The organism is Klebsiella sp. F11, assembly GCF_056712265.1.
The window spans coordinates 4714691-4731782 of the sequence record NZ_CM160060.1 but is presented as its reverse complement, the minus strand read 5'-3'; the positions used below and the strand labels follow the sequence as shown (position 1 = coordinate 4731782).

Sequence of the window (17092 nt, the reverse complement as noted above, 5' to 3'; positions counted from 1 at the left end):
ACGATGAATACCTTACGAATCGGCTTAGTTTCCATCTCCGATCGCGCCTCCAGCGGCGTTTATCAGGATAAAGGCATCCCGGCGCTTGAAGAGTGGCTGGCGCGTGCGCTGACGACCCCTTTTGAGCTCCAGACCCGCTTAATCCCCGATGAACAGGCGATCATCGAGCAAACGCTATGCGAGCTGGTTGACGAGATGGGTTGCCATCTGGTGTTGACCACCGGCGGTACCGGCCCCGCGCGGCGCGACGTGACGCCGGATGCGACGCTGGCGATTGCCGATCGCGTGATGCCGGGCTTTGGCGAGCAGATGCGTCAGGTGAGTCTGCACTTTGTCCCGACGGCCATTCTCTCCCGCCAGGTTGGGGTGATCCGTAAACAGGCGCTGATCCTCAATCTACCCGGCCAGCCGAAGGCTATTCAGGAAACCCTGGAAGGGGTCAAAGATGCCGACGGCCAGGTGCTGGTACATGGCGTCTTTGCAAGCGTACCGTATTGTGTACAGTTGCTTGAAGGGCCTTACGTCGAGACTGCGCCGCAAGTGGTAGCGGCTTTCCGCCCAAAAAGCGCAAGACGCGAAAGTTTATCCTGAATTTGATGCTTTCCTGACATAACCTGCAATCCTGGTGGTGTGCCGTTTTATTTACGATATAGTGTTTTTTACTTTACATATTGCGTGATAACACCTACATATCTCTGGATGAATAGCTCGTTATGTCACAACATACCCGACCTCTGAATCGACAAGACTATAAAACTCTGACGCTGGCCGCCCTTGGCGGGGCGCTGGAGTTTTATGACTTCATTATCTTCGTCTTCTTTGCCGCCGTCGTCGGCGAGCTCTTCTTCCCGGCGGATATCCCGGAATGGCTGCGCCAGGTGCAAACCTTCGGCATCTTCGCCGCCGGCTATCTGGCGCGCCCTCTCGGCGGCATTATCATGGCCCACTTTGGCGATCTGGTCGGGCGCAAGAAAATGTTTACCTTGAGCATTTTGCTAATGGCGCTGCCGACGCTGGCGATCGGTCTGCTGCCGACCTATGAATCGATGGGGATCGTCGCCCCGCTGCTGCTGCTGCTGATGCGCGTGCTGCAGGGCGCGGCGATTGGCGGTGAGGTTCCCGGCGCCTGGGTGTTTGTTGCGGAGCACGTGCCGGAGAAAAAAATCGGTATCGCCTGCGGCACGCTGACGGCGGGCTTAACGGTGGGGATCCTGCTGGGGTCGGTGGTGGCGACGCTGATTAATACCAGCCTGACGCCGCAGGGCATCCATGACGGCGGCTGGCGCATTCCTTTCCTGCTGGGCGGCGCGTTTGGCCTGGTGGCGATGTATTTACGCCGCTGGCTGCAGGAGACGCCAATCTTCCTCGAGATGCAGCAGCGCAAAGCATTAGCCCAGGAGCTGCCGGTTAAAGCCGTGGTGCTGAAGCACCAGAAAGCCGTGGTGGTCTCGATGCTGCTGACCTGGATCCTCTCCGCCGGCATCGTGGTGGTGATTTTGATGTCGCCGGTGTGGCTGCAAAAACATTACGGTTTTGCGCCGGCGCTCACCCTGCAGGCGAACAGCATTGCGACGATTATGCTGTGCGTCGGCTGCCTGCTGGCGGGTCTGGCGGCAGATCGCTTTGGCGCCAGCCGAACTTTTATCGTCGGCAGCCTTCTGCTGGCGGTTTCCAGCTGGGCGTTCTACCACCTTTCCGGCACCTCGCCTGAAAATCTTTTCCTGCTGTACGGCACCGTAGGGCTGTGCGTCGGCGTGGTTGGGGCGGTGCCTTATGTCATGGTCCGCGCCTTCCCCGCGGAAGTGCGTTTTACCGGGATTTCATTCTCGTACAACGTCTCCTACGCCATTTTCGGCGGCCTGACGCCTATTGCCGTCACTATGCTGATGGGCGTGTCGCCGATGGCTCCGGCGTGGTACGTGCTGGCGCTTTCGCTGATCGGGCTGGGGCTGGGAATTTGGCTGCGTCAGGGGCTGGGGAGAGATGCCGCCGTTGCGGCTGGCGAACTGCAGCGCCTGCCTTAGCGCGACTGCGGAATACCCTCGCCGTCAGGCGAGGGTATCGTCGATCAATGAGGCGCGCCGATCGGCAGAATGGTGCGGCCAAACTGCTCGTTGAGCACTTCACCCATCGCCAGATAGATGGCGCTACCGCCGCAGACTAAACCAATCCAGCCCGCGATTTTAACGATGCCTTCGTTATCAGCCAGGTGACCAATTGCCAGCAGGGCAAACAGTACGGTCAGGCTGAGGAAGACGAACTGCAGCATCCGTGCGGCTTTCAGGGTACCGAAGAACATAAACAGCGTGAAGATGCCCCACAGTCCGAGATACATGCCCAGGAAGTGCGCGTTCGGCGCCTCTGCCAGGCCCATTTTCGGCATGAGAAGAATCGCGACCAACGTCAGCCAGAAGGAGCCGTAGGACGTAAAAGCGGTTAAACCAAAGGTGTTACCTTTTTTGAACTCCAGCAGGCCTGCGAAAATCTGCGCAATGCCGCCGTAAAAAATGCCCATCGCCAGGATAGCTACATCAAACGCGAAAAGGCCGCTATTCGCCAGGTTAAGCAGAATAGTGGTCATGCCGAAGCCCATAAGGCCCAGCGGTGCCGGATTAGCCAACTTAGTGTTGCCCATAATTCCTCAAAATAATGATTAGAAAGGGAAGCATTACCCCGCCGCTCGGCGGTGGGGCGCGGCATAATAATGAGGAGTCGACAGGCTGTCTATGATCTGGCGAGGTATTTTTCACCAATTTTATACTCTGGCCGAACGATGGCGGGCATTTGCCTGAAGTCGGGCGGGGGATGATGGTTGTAAGGCTATGATCCGTTTGGCTTCAGGCCCCTCAAAGTCGGAGCGAACCCCCTGCTGCAAGCGTATGGCTTTAATCATCATTCATTTAAAGGGCCACCGCGGATGAACGATGTGAAGCTCGTTTTTTCGCGCTATATCGGCAAAACCCCCCACGTCGTCGCCCGGCTTCGTGGAACGATGAAAATAAAAATTTTTTTGTCTCCCCCCTTGATGAAGCGGTGGGCGACCCCATCTTGTAGTCAACCGCAGTGAATGAACCTGAAAAAAAAAGATGTTGGGCAGTTGAAACCGCACGTTTCGCCCTTATTACAGGTTCACAACCACATGTTGACTGAATTTTTAGTGGAGACGTTTAGATGGGTAAAATTATTGGTATCGACCTGGGTACTACCAACTCTTGTGTAGCGATTATGGATGGCACTACTGCTCGCGTGCTGGAAAACGCCGAAGGCGATCGCACCACGCCTTCTATCATTGCTTATACCCAGGACGGTGAAACTCTGGTTGGTCAGCCGGCTAAACGTCAGGCAGTGACAAACCCGCAAAACACCCTGTTTGCGATTAAACGCCTGATTGGCCGCCGCTTCCAGGATGAAGAAGTTCAGCGTGACGTTTCTATCATGCCGTACAAAATCGTTGCCGCAGACAATGGCGACGCATGGCTTGACGTGAAAGGTACCCGCACCGCGCCGCCGCAGATTTCTGCTGAAGTGCTGAAGAAAATGAAGAAAACCGCGGAAGATTACTTGGGTGAGCCGGTAACTGAAGCCGTTATCACCGTACCGGCATACTTCAACGATGCTCAGCGTCAGGCGACGAAAGACGCCGGTCGTATCGCGGGTCTGGAAGTTAAGCGTATCATCAACGAACCGACCGCCGCCGCGCTGGCCTACGGTCTGGATAAAGAAGTTGGCAACCGTACTATCGCGGTTTACGACCTCGGCGGTGGTACCTTCGATATCTCTATTATCGAAATCGACGAAGTTGACGGCGAGAAAACCTTCGAAGTTCTGGCAACCAACGGTGATACCCACCTGGGCGGCGAAGACTTCGATAGCCGTATGATCAACTACCTCGTTGACGAGTTTAAGAAAGATCAGGGCATTGACCTGCGTAACGACCCGCTGGCGATGCAGCGCCTGAAAGAAACGGCAGAAAAAGCGAAAATCGAGCTTTCTTCCGCTCAGCAGACCGACGTGAATCTGCCGTACATCACCGCAGACGCCACCGGTCCGAAACACATGAACATCAAAGTGACCCGTGCGAAACTGGAAAGCCTGGTAGAAGACCTGGTTAACCGTTCTATCGAGCCGCTGAAAGTTGCGCTGCAGGATGCTGGCCTGTCCGTATCCGACATCCAGGACGTTATTCTGGTTGGTGGTCAGACTCGTATGCCAATGGTGCAGAAGAAAGTTGCCGAGTTCTTTGGTAAAGAGCCGCGTAAAGACGTTAACCCGGATGAAGCTGTTGCTATCGGCGCAGCGGTTCAGGGCGGCGTACTGACTGGCGAAGTTAAAGACGTTCTGCTGCTCGACGTTACCCCGCTGTCGCTGGGTATCGAAACTATGGGCGGCGTGATGACTGCGCTGATCAACAAGAACACCACTATCCCGACCAAACACAGCCAGGTGTTCTCAACGGCGGAAGATAACCAGTCTGCGGTAACTATCCACGTGATTCAGGGCGAGCGTAAACGCGCCTCCGATAACAAATCACTGGGTCAGTTTAACCTCGACGGCATCAACCCGGCGCCGCGCGGCATGCCGCAGATCGAAGTGACCTTCGATATCGATGCCGATGGTATCCTGCACGTCTCCGCGAAAGATAAAAACAGCGGTAAAGAGCAGAAAATTACCATTAAAGCGTCTTCCGGCCTGAACGAAGAAGAGATCGCCAAAATGGTTCGTGAAGCGGAAGCGAACGCGGAATCTGACCGTAAGTTCGAAGAGCTGGTTCAGACCCGCAACCAGGGCGACCATCTGCTGCACAGCACCCGTAAGCAGGTTGAAGAAGCGGGCGACAAGCTGCCGGCCGATGACAAAACTGCGATCGAGTCTGCGCTGACCGCGCTGGAAGCTTCCCTGAAAGGTGAAGATAAAGCCGATATCGAAGCGAAAATGCAGGCGCTGGCTCAGGCTTCCCAGAAGCTGATGGAAATTGCCCAGCAGCAGCATGCTCAGCAGCAGGCTGGCGGTGCTGAAGCTTCCGAAAGCAATGCGAAAGACGATGACGTCGTCGACGCTGAGTTTGAAGAAGTGAAAGACAAAAAATAATCGCCCTTTGAACGGGTAAAACACTGGCACGGGCGAAGAGGTTTCCTCTCCGCCCGTGCACGCATGTTAAGGGGCTGAAAAACACCAATGGCAAAGCAAGATTATTACGAGATTTTAGGCGTTTCCAAAACAGCGGAAGAGCGTGAAATCAAAAAGGCGTACAAACGCCTGGCCATGAAATATCACCCGGACCGCAACCAGGGCGATAAAGAGGCCGAAGCTAAATTTAAAGAAATCAAAGAAGCCTACGAAATCCTGACGGATGACCAGAAGCGTGCGGCCTACGATCAGTACGGCCACGCCGCGTTTGAGCAGGGCGGCATGGGCGGCGGCGGCGGTGGTTTCGGCGGCGGCGCGGATTTCAGCGATATCTTTGGCGATGTTTTCGGCGACATCTTCGGCGGCGGCCGCGGTCGTCAGCGCGCATCGCGCGGGGCTGACCTGCGCTATAACATGGATCTGACGCTGGAAGAAGCGGTTCGCGGCGTAACGAAAGAGATCCGTATCCCGACGCTGGAAGAGTGTGACGTCTGCCACGGCAGCGGCGCGAAATCGGGCAGCAAGCCGCAGACCTGTCCGACCTGTCACGGTGCCGGCCAGGTGCAGATGCGCCAGGGCTTCTTCGCCGTTCAGCAGACCTGTCCGCACTGTCAGGGCCGCGGAACGTTGATTAAAGACCCGTGCAATAAATGCCACGGTCACGGTCGCGTAGAGAAAACCAAAACGCTGTCGGTGAAAATCCCGGCGGGCGTAGACACCGGCGATCGCATTCGTCTGTCTGGCGAAGGTGAAGCCGGCGAGCACGGCGCTCCGGCTGGCGATCTGTACGTTCAGGTGCAGGTCAAACAGCACGCCATCTTTGAGCGTGAAGGCAATAACCTGTACTGCGAAGTGCCGATTAACTTCACCATGGCGGCGCTGGGCGGCGAGATTGAAGTCCCGACGCTGGATGGCCGCGTGAACCTGAAGGTGCCTGGCGAAACGCAGACCGGTAAGCTGTTCCGCATGCGCGGTAAAGGCGTGAAGTCCGTACGCGGCGGCGCGCAGGGCGACCTGCTGTGCCGCGTGGTGGTTGAAACGCCGGTCGGCCTCAACGACAAGCAGCGCCAGCTGCTGAAAGAACTTCAGGAAAGCTTCGGCGGCCCGACGGGTGAGAACAACAGCCCGCGCTCGAAAAGCTTCTTTGACGGCGTGAAGAAATTCTTCGACGATTTGACGCGCTAACCATCATGCAGCGTAAAAAGCCACTTTATTGCGAAGTGGCTTTTTTATTTCTCACCGTCTGTCCGCGAAGGGGTCTCAATCTCTCACGCGGATGCCTTTCTGGACCTTCATTTTCCATTTCGTAAAAGTCGAGTTAAGTGGCAGTAATAATCTTATTTTTTCGATCTGTTATGGCGTTTAAACTAGCTTAAACGATGAGTAATCTGATAGAGAGAATAAAAAGTGAAACACCTGCAGCGTTTTTTAAGTAGCGATGCGTCCGGGGGCATAGTGCTTATTTTTGCCGCCGCGCTGGCGATGCTGTTGGCGAATACCGACGCCACCAGCGCTCTGTACCACGCCTTTTTGGACACGCCCGTGCAGCTGCGCGTGGGCGTGTTAGAAATTAACAAGAACATGCTGCTGTGGATTAACGATGCGCTGATGGCCGTCTTCTTCCTGCTGATTGGCCTCGAAGTGAAGCGCGAGATGATGCAGGGGGCGCTGGCCAGCCGCCGTCAGGCGGCGTTCCCGGTGCTGGCCGCCCTGGGTGGGATGATCGTCCCGGCGCTGATCTACCTTGCGTTTAACGCTCAGGATCCGATTGCCAGAGGAGGCTGGGCGATCCCGGCGGCAACCGATATCGCGTTTGCGCTGGGCGTGCTGGCGCTGCTGGGCAGCCGCGTGCCGGTGGCGCTGAAGGTTTTCCTGATGGCGCTGGCCATTATTGATGACCTGGGGGCGATCGTTATTATTGCCCTGTTCTATACTCACCACCTTTCGATGCTGTCGCTGGTGGTCGCGGCCGGAGCCATCGTCGCGCTGGCGGCACTGAATTGGTGTGGCGTACGGCGGACCGGTATTTATATTCTGGTGGGCGTTGTGTTGTGGACCGCGGTGTTGAAATCCGGCGTGCACGCGACCTTAGCCGGGGTGATTGTCGGCTTTATGATCCCACTGAAGGAGCAGGACGGCAAATCGCCGGCGAAGGAGCTGGAGCACGTTCTGCATCCGTGGGTTGCGTGGCTTATTTTGCCGCTTTTCGCCTTCGCCAATGCCGGCGTGTCGCTGCAAGGGGTAACGCCTCAAGGGCTGACCTCGCTACTGCCGCTGGGGATTATTGCCGGGCTGTTTATTGGCAAGCCGCTGGGGATCGGCCTGTTCTGCTGGCTGGCGCTGAAGCTGAAGTGGGCTTCGCTGCCGGCAGGGGCCAGCTTCCGGCAGATTATGGCCGTCGGCGTGCTCTGCGGGATTGGCTTTACCATGTCGATTTTTATCGCCAGCCTGGCCTTCGGTAGCGTGAGCCCTGAATTAATCACCTGGGCGAAGCTGGGGATCCTGACGGGGTCTGTCCTGTCGGCGGTCATCGGCTATACGATTCTTAGGATGCGGATGACGGCTCCCGCCGCCGCTTAACCTTCAAGCGAGAGCCGGCAGAGGCTCTCGCGACATTATCAGGGAGAGAAATATGTCGCATATGAATTACAACCACCTTTATTACTTCTGGCACGTCTACAAGGAAGGCTCCGTGGTCGGGGCGGCAGAAGCGCTATTTCTGACGCCGCAGACTATCACCGGGCAAATTAAAGCGCTGGAAGAGCGTCTGCAGGGCAAGCTGTTTAAGCGCAAGGGCAGGGGGCTGAAGCCGAGCGAGCTGGGCGAACTGGTGTTCCGCTATGCCGACCGCATGTTTACGCTAAGCCAGGAGATGCTGGATATCGTCAACTATCGCAAGGAGTCTAATCTGCTGTTCGACGTTGGCGTAGCGGATGCGCTGTCGAAGCGGCTGGTGAGCGGCGTGCTGGATGCCGCGGTGGTGGAGGATGAGCAGATCCACCTGCGCTGCTTTGAATCGACCCACGAGATGCTGCTGGAGCAGCTGAGCCAGCATAAGCTCGATATGATTATCTCCGACTGCCCCATCGACTCAACCCAGCAGGAGGGGCTGTTTTCGGTGCGCATCGGCGAATGCAGCGTGAGCTTCTGGTGCATGAATCCGCCGCCGGAAAAGCCGTTTCCCGCCTGCCTTGAGGAGCGTCGCCTGCTGATCCCCGGCCGCCGTTCGATGCTGGGCCGCAAGCTGCTGAACTGGTTTAATTCGCAGGGGCTCAAGGTTGAGATCCTCGGGGAGTTTGACGACGCGGCGCTGATGAAGGCGTTCGGCGCGGCGCACAACGCGATTTTTGTCGCGCCGACGCTCTACGCGCATGATTTCTACCATGACGAGTCGATTATGGAGATTGGCCGGATGGAGAACGTGATGGAGGAGTATCACGCCATCTTTGCCGAGCGCATGATCCAGCACCCGGCGGTGCAGCGTATCTGTAACCGCGACTATTCGGCGCTCTTCACCTCGCCGCCGCGCTGACGGGCGGCGGATTTCAGGCATAAAAAAACCCGCTTTCGCGGGTTTTTCTACAAAGCGATAACAAGCAGGCGATTAAGCCAGTTTGTTGATCTGAGCGGTCAGGTTTGCTTTATGACGCGCAGCTTTGTTTTTGTGGATCAGACCTTTAGCAGCCTGACGGTCCACGATCGGTTGCATTTCGTTAAATGCTTTCAGTGCAGTAGCTTTGTCGCCAGCTTCGATAGCTGCGTATACTTTCTTGATGAAAGTACGCATCATAGAGCGACGGCTAGCGTTGTGCTTGCGGGCCTTTTCAGACTGAACGGCGCGCTTCTTAGCTGATTTGATATTAGCCAAGGTCCAACTCCCAAATGTGTTCTATATGGACAATTCAAAGGCCGAGGAGAATGCCCGTTTAGCCTTCTTTTGTCAATGGATTTGTGCAAATAAGCGGCGCTTAAAACAACGACGCTTCATTACGTAGTGATGGCGCAAGATTCTATCAGCTTGTTGTCGGCGAATACAGCCTTTCCACCATAAAAATCGACGGGCGCGCGTAGTTTTCCCCGCATTCCAGCGCTGAGTTGATGAATTCTCGGGATCTTTCAACTAAGAGGTGCAATCGCTGGTTAACGTCGCCAGTTGTACAAGGTATACTCGGACGATTTTCACTGTTTTGAGCCAGACATGAAGCTGATACGCGGCATACATAATCTCAGCCAGGCCCCGCGCGGGTGTGTGCTGACCATTGGTAATTTTGACGGTGTGCACCGCGGGCATCAGGCGCTGCTGCAGCGCCTGCGCGCAGAGGGCCGCCAGCGTGGCTTGCCGGTGGTGGTGATGATTTTCGAACCGCAGCCGCTGGAGCTGTTTGCCGCCGATAAGGCGCCCGCACGCCTGACGCGCCTGCGTGAAAAGCTGCGCTATCTGGCTGAAAGCGGCGTCGACTACGTGCTGTGCGTGCGCTTCGACCGGCGTTTTGCCGCCCTGACCGCTCAGGACTTTATCAGCGAACTGCTGGTCCGCCGGCTGGGCGTGCAGTTCCTCGCAGTGGGCGATGATTTCCGCTTTGGCGCTGGTCGTCAGGGGGATTTCTTGTTATTACAGAAAGCCGGGGCGGAGTTTGGCTTTGACATCACCAGCACCCAGACCTTCTGTGAAGGCGGCGTCCGCATCAGCAGCACCGCGGTGCGGCAGGCGCTGGCGGATGACGATCTGGCCCTCGCGGAAACCCTGCTGGGCCATCCGTTTACCATCTCCGGGCGCGTGGTCCACGGCGATGAGCTGGGGCGCACCATCGGCTTCCCGACGGCGAACTTACCGCTGCGTCGTCAGGTTTCCCCGGTTAAAGGGGTCTATGCGGTGGAAGTGACGGGGCTTGGCGACAAACCTTTGCCGGGGGTTGCCAATATCGGCACTCGGCCAACGGTCGCCGGCGTCCGTCAGCAGCTGGAAGTGCATCTGCTGGACGTTGTAATGGACCTCTACGGTCGCCATATAGATGTAATACTGCGTAAAAAAATACGTAACGAACAGCGATTTGCGTCGCTCGATGAGCTGAAGGCGCAAATTGCACGTGATGAGTTAACGGCCCGAGAGCTTTTTGGGCTGACCAGCCAGGCATAAACCTGTTGGTGTTTATCAAACCGAAATACGGAACCGAGAATCTGATGAGTGACTATAAATCCACCCTGAATTTGCCGGAAACAGGGTTCCCGATGCGTGGCGATCTCGCCAAACGCGAACCGGGAATGCTGGCGCGTTGGACCGATGATGATCTGTACGGCATCATCCGTGCGGCGAAAAAAGGCAAAAAAACCTTCATTCTGCATGATGGCCCTCCTTATGCGAATGGCAGCATTCATATTGGTCACTCGGTTAACAAGATTCTGAAAGACATTATCGTTAAGTCCAAAGGGTTGGCGGGCTATGATTCTCCCTACGTTCCGGGCTGGGACTGCCACGGTCTGCCGATCGAGCTGAAAGTGGAGCAGGAGTACGGCAAGCCGGGCGAGAAGTTCACCGCGGCTGAGTTCCGCGCCAAATGCCGTGAATACGCGGCGACCCAGGTTGACGGCCAGCGTAAAGACTTTATCCGTCTCGGCGTGCTGGGCGACTGGTCGCATCCGTACCTGACCATGGACTTCAAAACCGAAGCCAATATCATCCGCGCGCTGGGTAAAATCATCGGCAACGGCCACCTGCACAAGGGCGCGAAGCCGGTGCACTGGTGCGTAGACTGCCGCTCCGCGCTGGCGGAAGCGGAAGTTGAGTATTACGACAAAACCTCCCCGTCTATCGACGTGGCGTTCCACGCGGTCGATAAAGCGGCGGTGTTGGCGAAATTCGGCGTTGCCGACGTCAGCGGCCCGGTCTCCCTGGTTATCTGGACCACCACGCCGTGGACCCTGCCGGCTAACCGCGCTATCTCCCTGTCGCCGGAGTTCGACTATGCGCTGGTGCAGGTTGACGGCCAGGCGCTAATCCTGGCGAAAGACCTGGTTGAAAGCGTGATGAAGCGCACGGGCGTTGCGGATTACACCATCCTTGCGGTGGTCAACGGCGCCGGGCTGGAGCTGATGCGCTTTAAGCACCCGTTCCTCGACTTCGACGTTCCGGCGATCCTTGGCGACCACGTTACCCTTGATGCGGGTACCGGCGCGGTGCATACCGCCGGCGGCCACGGCCCTGACGACTACACCATCAGCCAGAAATACGGTCTGGAAATCGCCAATCCGGTTGGTCCGGACGGCGCCTACCTGCCGGGAACCTATCCGTCGCTGGACGGTATCAACGTCTTCAAAGCTAACGACATCATCGTTGAGCTGCTGCGCGACAGCGGCGCGCTGCTGCACGTTGAAAAAATGCAGCACAGCTATCCATGCTGCTGGCGCCACAAGTCGCCGATCATCTTCCGCGCCACGCCGCAGTGGTTCGTCAGCATGGATCAGAAAGGCCTGCGCGCGCAGTCGCTGAAAGAGATTAAAGGCGTGCAGTGGATCCCGGACTGGGGCCAGGCGCGTATCGAATCGATGGTGGCCAACCGCCCTGACTGGTGTATCTCCCGCCAGCGTACCTGGGGCGTGCCGATGTCCCTGTTCGTGCATAAAGAGACCCAGGAGCTGCATCCGCGCACCCTGGAGTTGATGGAAGAGGTGGCGAAGCGCGTTGAGGTTGACGGTATTCAGGCGTGGTGGGATCTCGACTCCCGCGACATCCTCGGCGCAGACGCAGACAGCTACGAGAAAGTGCCGGATACCCTCGACGTGTGGTTCGACTCCGGCTCTACCCACTCCTCGGTGGTCGACGTGCGTCCGGAGTTTGCCGGTCACGCCGCCGATATGTATCTGGAAGGCTCCGACCAGCACCGCGGCTGGTTCATGTCCTCGCTGATGATCTCCACGGCGATGAAGGGCAAAGCGCCGTATCGCCAGGTGCTGACCCACGGCTTTACCGTTGATGGCCAGGGCCGCAAGATGTCCAAATCCATCGGCAATACCGTCTCTCCGCAGGACGTGATGAACAAGCTGGGCGCTGATATCCTGCGCCTGTGGGTGGCTTCCACCGACTATACCGGCGAAATGGCGGTCTCCGATGAGATCCTCAAACGCGCCGCCGACAGCTATCGTCGTATCCGTAACACCGCGCGCTTCCTGCTGGCGAACCTTAACGGCTTCGACCCGCAGACCGACATGGTGAAACCGGAAGAGATGGTGGTGCTCGATCGCTGGGCGGTGGGATGCGCGCAGGCGGCGCAGGAAGATATCCTCAAAGCCTACGAGTCCTACGATTTCCACGAAGTGGTGCAGCGCCTGATGCGCTTCTGCTCCATCGAGATGGGCTCGTTCTACCTCGACATCATCAAGGACCGCCAGTACACCGCGAAAGTGGACAGCGTAGCGCGTCGCAGCTGCCAGACCGCGCTGTTCCACATCGTGGAAGCGCTGGTGCGCTGGATGGCGCCGATCATGTCCTTCACCGCCGACGAAATCTGGGGCTACCTGCCGGGTTCCCGCGAGCAATACGTCTTCACCGGCGAGTGGTATGAAGGCCTGTTCGGTCTGGCCGAGGACGAAGCGATGAACGACGGCTTCTGGGACGAACTGCTGAAAGTGCGCGGCGAAGTCAACAAGGTTATCGAGCAGGCGCGCGCCGACAAGCTGGTAGGCGGCTCTCTTGAGGCTGCGGTCACCCTGTATGCCGATAGCGAGCTGGCGACCAAGCTGAACGCGCTGGGCGACGAGCTGCGCTTTGTCCTGCTGACCTCCGGGGCGAAAGTGGCCGATTACGCGCAGGCGCCGGCCGATGCCTGGCAGAGTGAACTGCTGAAGGGGCTGAAGGTGGTGCTGAGCAAAGCGGAAGGCGATAAGTGCCCACGCTGCTGGCACTACACCAGCGACGTCGGTAAGGTGGCGGAACACGCGGAAATCTGCGGTCGCTGTGTCAGCAACGTCGCCGGTGACGGCGAACAACGTAAGTTTGCCTGATGAGTAAATCTGTCTGTTCAACCGGGCTACGCTGGCTGTGGGTCGTCGTCGCCGTGCTGATTATCGATCTGGGCAGCAAATTCCTGATCCTCCAGAACTTTGCTCTGGGGGATACGATTTCGCTGTTTCCATCGCTGAACCTGCACTATGCGCGCAACTACGGCGCCGCTTTTAGCTTCCTCGCCGATAGCGGCGGCTGGCAGCGCTGGTTCTTTTCGGGGATCGCCCTCGGCATCTGCGTGATTCTGACGGTGCTGATGTACCGCTCGAAGGCGACGCAGAAGCTGAATAACATCGCCTACGCGCTGATTATTGGCGGGGCGTTAGGCAACCTGTTCGACCGGCTGTGGCACGGTTTTGTCGTCGATATGATTGATTTCTACGTCGGTGAGTGGCATTTCGCCACCTTCAACCTGGCCGATACCGCCATCTGTATCGGCGCGGCGCTGATTGTGCTGGAAGGCTTTTTGCCCGGCGCTGCGAAGAAAACCGCGTAATTCTTGCCGGGTGGCGTTTTCGCCGGCCCGGCCTACATTATAAGCGTACCCCACCGCCGCGCGGGGGAAACGCAGAACCAACTTAGAGCAAACCTGCATGTCAAACTCTGTACAGAGCAACAGCGGGGTGCTAGTGCACTTCACGCTGAAACTTGATGATGGCTCCACCGCGGAGTCTACGCGCAATAACGGCAAGCCGGCGCTGTTCCGTCTCGGCGATGCTTCGCTCTCCGAGGGGCTTGAGCAGCACCTGCTGGGGCTGAAGGCGGGGGATAAAACCAACTTCTCTCTCGAGCCCGATGCCGCGTTTGGCGTACCCAGCCCGGACCTGATTCAGTACTTCTCCCGCCGCGAATTTATCGATGCGGGCGAGCCGGAAATCGGCGCAATTATGCTCTTTACCGCAATGGATGGCAGCGAAATGCCCGGCGTGATTCGGGAAGTTAACGGCGACTCTATCACCGTTGATTTCAACCATCCGCTGGCCGGGCGCACCGTTCATTTTGATATTGAAGTGCTGGAAGTCGATCCGGCGCTGGAGGAGTAAAATGCAGATCCTGTTGGCTAACCCGCGCGGCTTCTGCGCCGGCGTTGACCGCGCTATCAGCATTGTCGAAAACGCGCTGACGCTGTACGGCGCGCCGATCTATGTTCGTCATGAAGTGGTGCATAATCGCTATGTGGTCGATAGCCTGCGCAAGCGCGGCGCTATTTTTATCGAGCAAATCGGTGAAGTGCCGGACGGCGCGATCCTGATTTTCTCCGCTCACGGCGTCTCGCAGGCGGTACGCAACGAGGCGAAAAACCGCGACCTGACGGTTTTCGATGCCACCTGTCCGCTGGTGACCAAGGTGCATATGGAAGTGGCTCGCGCCAGCCGCCGCGGCGAAGAGTCGATTCTGATCGGTCACGCCGGCCACCCGGAAGTCGAGGGGACGATGGGCCAGTACAGCAACCCGCAGGGGGGCATGTACCTGGTGGAGTCGCCGGACGACGTCTGGACGCTGGAGGTGAAAAACGACGTCAGGCTGTCGTTTATGACTCAGACCACGCTCTCCGTCGATGACACCTCCGACGTCATTGACGCCCTGCGCGAGCGCTTCCCGAAAATCGTCGGGCCGCGTAAAGACGATATTTGCTACGCCACCACCAATCGCCAGGAAGCGGTACGCGCGCTGGCGGAACAGGCGGACGTGGTGCTGGTGGTGGGGTCGAAGAACTCCTCCAACTCCAACCGCCTGGCCGAACTCGCGCAGCGCATGGGGAAAGCGGCATATCTGATCGATGATGCGGCCGATATCCAGGAGTCGTGGGTCACAGCGGCTAAATGCGTGGGCGTGACCGCTGGCGCATCGGCGCCGGATATTCTGGTACAGAACGTGATCGCTCGCCTGCAGGAGCTGGGCGGCGGCGAAGCGGTGCCGCTGGAAGGGCGCGAAGAGAATATTGTCTTTGAAGTGCCTAAAGAGCTGCGGGTTGATGTCCGTGAAGTAGAGTAGGTTCTTTACGCCGTCAGTATGCGAAGATGCCAGACTTAATGTCTGGCATTTTTTTTGGAGAATTTATGCGCTTACCGATCGTTCTTGATACCGATCCCGGCATTGATGATGCGGCGGCGATCGCCGCCGCGCTGTTCGCGCCCGAGCTGGATCTACAGCTGATGACCACGGTGGCCGGCAACGTGTCGGTGGAAAAAACTACCCGCAACGCGCTGCAGCTGCTGCATTTCTGGAACGCCGACGTTCCGCTGGCTCAGGGCGCCTCGATGCCCCTGCTACGCCCGCTGCGCGATGCGGCCTCCGTCCACGGCGAATCGGGAATGGAAGGATATGATTTCGTCGAGCATGACGGTCAGCCGCTGCAGAAGCCGGCGTTTCAGGCCATTCGCGATGCGCTGATGCACGCCCCGCAGCCGATGACGCTGGTGGCCATTGGCCCGCTGACCAATATTGCGCTGCTGCTGACGCAGTATCCGGAGTGCCGCTTTAACATTCGCCGGCTGGTGATTATGGGCGGCTCCGCCGGGCGCGGTAACTTTACCCCTAACGCCGAGTTCAATATCGCCATCGACCCGGAAGCGGCGGCGAAGGTGTTTCAGAGCGGGCTGGAGATCGTGATGTGCGGGCTGGATGTCACTAATCAGGCCATGCTGGCGCCGGGGTACCTCGCTACGCTACCGACGCTAAACAGGACCGGGAAAATGCTCCACGCGCTGTTCAGCCACTACCGCAGCGGCAGTATGGAGAGCGGGCTGCGCATGCACGACCTGTGCGCCATCGCCTGGCTGGTTCGCCCCGAGCTGTTTACCCTGAAATCGTGCTTTGTGGCGGTGGAAACCCAGGGCGCCTGGACGGCGGGCACCACGGTCGTAGATATCGAAGGCCGGCTTGGCCAGCCGGCGAACGCCAGCGTGGCGCTGGATCTGGACGTGGCGGGCTTCCAGCGCTGGGTGGCTGAAGTCCTGGCGCTGGCGCCGTAGGCCGCCTAGCGGCGGTAAATTTTCTCGCTCAGATAGTCGATCATGGCCCGCATCCTGGCGGGCATATGCTTATTTCCCGCCCACAGCAGCCACAGCTGGCCAGAGTAGCTGCTGATAAACTCCCATTCCGGCAGAACCTGCACAATCTCCCCGCGCTCCAGCGCTTCGCGGGCGGTGAACAGCGGCAGGCTGCCAATGCCTAAATTCTGCTTCACCGCATCCAGCCGCACGGCTGTGTGGTTGGCGGCGTAGCGTCCGCGGGTCTGAACGGTTTCGGTTTTCCCTTCACGACGAAATTTCCAGCGCGCATCGGCGGGCGTTTCACCGAGGCTGATACAGCTATGGGCGCGCAGATCCTGCGGATTTTGCGGCGCGCCGTGCTGCTGTAAATAGCGCGGGGTGGCGCAGATCACGTGGCCGATCGGCATTAGCGGCTTACCGTGCAGCCCCGGCGAAGGAGAATGGGTGATGCGCAGCGCCAGGTCGATGCCATCATCAATCAGATCCAGATAGCGATCTTCGAGACGCAGACAGACATCAACCTGCGGAAAGCGGGTCAGAAACTCCGTCATCAGCGGATGGATAACAAACCGCCCGACGGCCTTCGGCACGCTGAGCGTCAGCTTACCCTGCGCCACCTGCTGGGCGCTGCCGCCAGCATCCATCGCCAGCCGCGCGGCTTCCAGCATCTCCAGCGCATGGGCGTAAACCGTCTTGCCGGCATCGCTCAGGCGGAGTTTGCGCGTGGAACGATGCAGCAGCTTGCTGCCCATCTCCCGTTCAAGGCGCGAGACGCTGCGGCTGACCGCCGAGGGCGTGGTACCCGCAAGCCGGGCGACCGCGGAAAAGCTGCCCTGGTCGACGATCTGCACGAAGAGGGCCAAATCGGGAAGTAAGTTTAAGTTCATTTGTGCTCTTTAAGCAAAGGTGCATTGATGGATGGCGGGATTATCGCTACGCGCATTATCAATATACTGTGCGCAAAGAGAGG

15 protein-coding genes are annotated in these 17092 nt (G+C 58.2%); 12 read left to right on the top strand and 3 right to left on the bottom strand.

Features of this window, described 5'->3' with window-relative positions; all coding sequences use genetic code 11:
• Nucleotides 1-3: 3 nt before the first annotated feature.
• Complete coding sequence (gene mog, locus AC1M2H_RS23235; RefSeq protein ID WP_480149232.1) at nucleotides 4-591, top strand: molybdopterin adenylyltransferase; 588 nt, start codon at nucleotides 4-6, stop codon at nucleotides 589-591.
• Nucleotides 592-713: 122 nt separating this feature from the next.
• A complete protein-coding gene (locus AC1M2H_RS23230) occupies nucleotides 714-2024 on the top strand; it encodes an MFS transporter (RefSeq protein ID WP_480149231.1) in 1311 nt (436 codons plus the stop codon).
• Nucleotides 2025-2068: 44 nt separating this feature from the next.
• On the opposite strand, the gene satP is transcribed toward AC1M2H_RS23230, so the two are convergent.
• Complete coding sequence (gene satP / locus AC1M2H_RS23225) at nucleotides 2069-2635, bottom strand: acetate uptake transporter (RefSeq protein ID WP_480149230.1); 567 nt, start codon at nucleotides 2633-2635, stop codon at nucleotides 2069-2071.
• 536 nt (nucleotides 2636-3171) lie between these two features.
• On the opposite strand from satP, the gene dnaK reads away from it, so the two are divergent.
• The 4 genes from dnaK (at nucleotide 3172) to nhaR (ending at nucleotide 8659) form a co-directional block, all read left to right on the top strand.
• The gene (dnaK, locus tag AC1M2H_RS23220) at nucleotides 3172-5088 is read left to right on the top strand and encodes a molecular chaperone DnaK (RefSeq protein WP_480149229.1); all 1917 of its coding nucleotides are present in this window, start codon (nucleotides 3172-3174) and stop codon (nucleotides 5086-5088) included.
• A gap of 87 nt (nucleotides 5089-5175) precedes the next feature.
• On the top strand, nucleotides 5176-6312 hold the full coding sequence (gene dnaJ / locus AC1M2H_RS23215) for a molecular chaperone DnaJ (RefSeq protein ID WP_045860025.1): 1137 nt from the start codon (nucleotides 5176-5178) through the stop codon (nucleotides 6310-6312).
• Nucleotides 6313-6534: 222 nt separating this feature from the next.
• Nucleotides 6535-7707, top strand: a complete 1173-nt coding sequence (gene nhaA, locus AC1M2H_RS23210) for a Na+/H+ antiporter NhaA (RefSeq protein ID WP_480149228.1) — start codon at nucleotides 6535-6537, stop codon at nucleotides 7705-7707.
• A gap of 52 nt (nucleotides 7708-7759) precedes the next feature.
• Nucleotides 7760-8659, top strand: a complete 900-nt coding sequence (gene nhaR, locus AC1M2H_RS23205; protein WP_480149227.1) for a transcriptional activator NhaR — start codon at nucleotides 7760-7762, stop codon at nucleotides 8657-8659.
• A 72-nt stretch (nucleotides 8660-8731) separates the two neighbouring features.
• Here nhaR and rpsT read toward each other — a convergent pair whose 3' ends face one another.
• Nucleotides 8732-8995, bottom strand: coding sequence for a 30S ribosomal protein S20 (gene rpsT / locus AC1M2H_RS23200; RefSeq protein ID WP_003018940.1), 264 nt, complete (start codon nucleotides 8993-8995; stop codon nucleotides 8732-8734).
• A gap of 330 nt (nucleotides 8996-9325) precedes the next feature.
• Here rpsT and ribF point away from each other — a divergent pair, with 330 nt between their 5' ends.
• The 6 genes from ribF to rihC all read left to right on the top strand — a co-directional run bounded on the left by ribF (nucleotide 9326) and on the right by rihC (nucleotide 16101).
• Nucleotides 9326-10264, top strand: a complete 939-nt coding sequence (gene ribF, locus AC1M2H_RS23195) for a bifunctional riboflavin kinase/FAD synthetase (protein WP_480149226.1) — start codon at nucleotides 9326-9328, stop codon at nucleotides 10262-10264.
• Between the two features lie 44 nt (nucleotides 10265-10308).
• Nucleotides 10309-13125 carry an isoleucine--tRNA ligase gene (ileS, locus tag AC1M2H_RS23190; protein ID WP_480149225.1) on the top strand — a complete coding sequence of 939 codons (2817 nt, stop codon included), beginning with the start codon at nucleotides 10309-10311 and terminating at the stop codon, nucleotides 13123-13125.
• Nucleotides 13125-13622, top strand: coding sequence for a signal peptidase II (gene lspA / locus AC1M2H_RS23185; protein WP_480149224.1), 498 nt, complete (start codon nucleotides 13125-13127; stop codon nucleotides 13620-13622). Before ileS ends, lspA begins: the two co-directional genes overlap by 1 nt.
• A 97-nt stretch (nucleotides 13623-13719) precedes the next feature.
• A complete protein-coding gene (fkpB, locus tag AC1M2H_RS23180) occupies nucleotides 13720-14169 on the top strand; it encodes an FKBP-type peptidyl-prolyl cis-trans isomerase (protein ID WP_045860016.1) in 450 nt (149 codons plus the stop codon).
• Nucleotide 14170: 1 nt separating this feature from the next.
• Nucleotides 14171-15121 (top strand): 4-hydroxy-3-methylbut-2-enyl diphosphate reductase, encoded by a 951-nt coding sequence (gene ispH, locus AC1M2H_RS23175; RefSeq protein ID WP_480149223.1) that lies wholly within the window; start codon nucleotides 14171-14173, stop codon nucleotides 15119-15121.
• 65 nt (nucleotides 15122-15186) lie between these two features.
• Complete coding sequence (gene rihC / locus AC1M2H_RS23170) at nucleotides 15187-16101, top strand: ribonucleoside hydrolase RihC (protein ID WP_480149222.1); 915 nt, start codon at nucleotides 15187-15189, stop codon at nucleotides 16099-16101.
• A gap of 5 nt (nucleotides 16102-16106) precedes the next feature.
• On the opposite strand, the gene AC1M2H_RS23165 is transcribed toward rihC, so the two are convergent.
• A complete protein-coding gene (locus tag AC1M2H_RS23165) occupies nucleotides 16107-17009 on the bottom strand; it encodes a LysR family transcriptional regulator (protein WP_480149221.1) in 903 nt (300 codons plus the stop codon).
• Between the last annotated feature and the right edge of the window lie 83 nt (nucleotides 17010-17092).